Below are 3,517 nucleotides of genomic sequence, written 5' to 3'. Positions count from 1 at the left end.
TCCGGGACCGGCTGGATGTGGGTGTCGCAACCGAATCCTATTGCCGATCAGCGGATTTCGCCATGCCCGTCACCTCTGGTGCATAATCCGGGCTAAGTCGGGCTTCCGGCGAACTGTTTTCTTGGGGCATGAAACCGACTGGCATATACTTCCCCGTAACAACTCTGTTGCCATGGATCCCGCTCCGCCATGCCGTCCTGTGTCCACCATGCGCAGATCCGTCGGAGTCTTTGGACCAGGACCGCCCGCCTGAGCCATGACGCCTAATGTCCCGCCGCATCTCTCCGCTGACCTCAGCCACCATGGTGTCAAATTTCTCGACGCGCAGCTTCTCGGGGCGGCGTAGTGGCTGGGGCGCTGCCCTTCTGCTGCTTGGCCTCTGCCTCACCGCTTTTTCCCAGCTCTTCCGAGAGGAGGGTGCAGCGGCGGTGCAAGTCTGGAATGCCTCAACCGCTTACAACCATTGCTGGCTGATCCTGCCGATCTCCACCTGGCTCGCCTGGAGTCGGCGCCACCGCTTGGCCGCGCTGTGGCCGGAGCCCTCACCCTGGCTCGCTCTATTGGCCCTGCCCCCGGCATTCGCATGGCTGGTAGCGGAGCGCCTCGGCATCATGGAGGGCCGACAGTTCGCGCTCATCGGGCTAATTTGGGTGTTGGTGTTGGCGGTGCTTGGCTGGCGGATCTGGCGGGCCATGGCGGCGCCGCTGTTCTACCTCGTTTTCCTAGTGCCATTCGGCGGCTTCGCCACCCCGATGCTGCAATCGATCACTGCCTGGATGATCGACCATCTGCTCGATTTCACCAGCGTCCCGCACTTTGTGGATAACCTGATCATCGAGACCCCGGGCGGCCTGTTCCTGGTCGCCGAGGCCTGCGCCGGATTGCGCTTCCTGATCGCGGCTGTCGCCTTCGGTGCGCTCTACGCTTTCGAAATATTTAGGTCGCCAAAACGTCGGCTGGTCGTGATGGCCTTCGCGCTGGTCGTGCCGATCCTAGCCAATGGCCTGCGCGCCTTTGGCATCGTGCTGCTCGGCCAGTATCTCGGCAGCGCTGAAGCAGCGGCGGCGGACCACGTGGTCTATGGCTGGGGCTTCTTCTCGTTGGTCATCCTGCTGCTGATCCTTACCGGTTTGCCCTTTCGCCAGGACGGCCACCCAGATTCGCAGCCGGTCGCCACGCCGGGTGCCGCGTCGGTCGTAGCCACCCAGCGCCGCGCGGTGCTGGGCGGAGCGGCGTTGCTCGCGGTGGGGTTCGCTGCCGTTGGGCCGGCCCTGGCCGGGGCCCTGCAGCAGACTGGCAGCCAGCCACCGCAGCGCCTCGTCTTGCCGCTCGCGCCACTCGAAGGCTGCGGGCTCGGTCCAGCCGAGGGATCGCTGCGCTGCGGCGATGTCGTAGTCACGGCCGAGGCGATCGTCTTCCCTGCCCAGGTGACCTGGCGCGCCGTGGCCGCGGAACGCGGGCGGATCGAGGGCCATGGCGACCAAGACAAGACCTATGTCGTCGCGCCGCAGGGCGGCATAATCTGGCGAGCCCGACATTCCGATCGTAGCAATACCACGGTTGCGGTGGCTGCCGCGCTGAACGGGCGTTCCGTCGGCTTTGGGCTCCGCAGCCGAGCCGAGCAGGCTCTTAACAGCCTCGGCCTCGGGAGCGGTGTGCCGGTTCTCGCCGCGGTGCGGGTGCAGCTGGCCGAGGGCGCGAAGGAAGTGCCGGCAGCAGCTTGGCAGCGCGCGGCTCTAGAGACGGTGCTGCAGGCCCGGACGGGATCCCTGGCCGCGGACATCGGCCGTCTCTCAGGTGCGCGCTAAGCCGCGGGCCCGGATCGCGCTTGCTATATAGGAACTGACAAGCATGTTCGAAGCCGCCCACCTAAATCACGTGCCGCTGCTCTGCCCGCGCGATCGTGGGCCACTCTCCTGGCAAGGAGACAAGGTGCGCTGCGAGGCTTGTGGGACGCTCTACCCCGTTGTGGGCGAGGTGCCAGTTCTCATTAACGACGACACTTCGGTCTTCAGCACGGCGGATTATGTCGTTGGCTCGGGCTATACCGGAGCGAGCTACGGCCGCTCGGCCGACCAGAGTTCCGGCCTCCGCCGGTTCGGCCGGCGCCTCGTCGGACGGCTCAGTGCAACGCCGACCTCGCTACGGCATCCCGGCGCGGCGCAGGCGATTCAGTGGGTTGGGCAGCGAAGGCCTGGCGCGCGCGTGCTCATTATCGGCTCCGGCGGGTTGCTGCTCAATGCCCCGGAGGTACAGATCCTGAACACCGATGTTGCCTTCGGTCCGGGCGTTGCTATGATTTGTGACGCGCATGACTTGCCCTTCCCGAATGGCAGCTTCGACCTTGTTGTTGCCAATGCTGTCTTGGAGCACGTGGCGGATCCGGCGCGCTGCGTCGCCGAGATGCGGCGCGTTTTAGTCAGGGGAGGCTGGATTTTCGCCGAGACGCCCTTCCTGCAGCCGGTTCACATGGGCGCCTACGACTTCACGCGCTTCACGCCGATTGGGCATCGCCGGCTTTTTCGCGAATTTGACGAGGTTGCGGCCGGCATCGCACTCGGCGCGGGAAGCACGTTGGCCTATGCACTGCGCGCCTTCCTGCTTGGCCTCTCGCCTTGGCGCCCCTGGCGGATGGTAGCAGGATTGTCGGGCCTGCTGCTCGGGGCGCCGCTCCGGCTGCTCGACCGTGCCGCACGGCACGACAGGGGCGCAGCGGCCGCGGGATGCTGGTTCTTCGGTCAGCGCCGTGAGGGCCCGCCGGTTAGTGACAGGACGTTGGTGCGCGACTACTACCGGACCCTCGGCTACGGGCCGGCCGTCCTGCCGGAGTGACAGCCTCGTCGGCAGGCGGGCGCCTCAGCACTGCTGGCGCAGCAGCCTGACCACCGGCTTGTCCTGGCTCAATGCGCTGGCTAGCGGTTGAGGGACCGCCTGCTGCAACCCCGTTAATTTATTGATCCGGCTTGGGTGATCTTGGACTAGGCGGCGTAGCGGAAGGTCTTATACCAAGCGCACGAAGGTCTCACCTCTGGGACCTTCGTGCGCTGGGTGCCGTCCGGCGCCCCGGCCCTACGGGTCGCAGGTCGAAACTTCGTCGGCTTAGCTCGAGTTTGGCCATTCCGGGATGAGGCGGCGGAGCGGGTGACGGGCTAAGCTGGAGGCGTCCTGGCCAGAGGACCGCCCCCATGCTGACCCTGCCGGCCCGCTTCGCCGCGGTGATCCTATGCTTTGTAGTGCGCCCGGTTGTTGAGACAGCTGACTGCGCTGTTCAGGCGGCCAAGGGTAGATGGGTAGGTAGGCACTGAGCAAGACTGCGTTGCTCGGCGCGGATCTGGTTCGGGGTGCGGTAGCCATGCCGAGCGACGAGCCAGGTGGCGTTGTAGTGGATGACGAACTCCTGCAGCTCACGCCGCAGCTCTTCGATGGTAATTACCCACCCCCCTTGCGCAGGAGCGGGTTGGCTGATTCGATCCCCAGATGGGGCGGGACGAGCTTGAGCACCTGAGCAAGGCGGAGC

2 protein-coding genes are annotated in these 3,517 nt (G+C 65.9%); both read left to right on the top strand.

Translation table 11 applies throughout. The features are described 5' to 3' along the window. The first annotated feature begins 266 nt into the window (after window positions 1-266). Window positions 267-1,808, top strand: a complete 1,542-nt coding sequence (xrtA, locus tag EP26_RS32750) for an exosortase A (protein WP_052389878.1) — start codon at window positions 267-269, stop codon at window positions 1,806-1,808. 43 nt (window positions 1,809-1,851) lie between these two features. Further along, the gene (locus tag EP26_RS32745) at window positions 1,852-2,832 is read left to right on the top strand and encodes a methyltransferase domain-containing protein (protein ID WP_052389877.1); all 981 of its coding nucleotides are present in this window, start codon (window positions 1,852-1,854) and stop codon (window positions 2,830-2,832) included. Window positions 2,833-3,517 lie beyond the last annotated feature (685 nt).

Origin of the sequence: Belnapia moabensis DSM 16746, from assembly GCF_000745835.1 — a bacterium.
GTDB classification, from domain to species: Bacteria; Pseudomonadota; Alphaproteobacteria; order Acetobacterales; family Acetobacteraceae; genus Belnapia; species Belnapia moabensis.
Note: the sequence above shows the minus strand (reverse complement) of the source record. Positions and strands in the feature narration are given on the sequence as shown.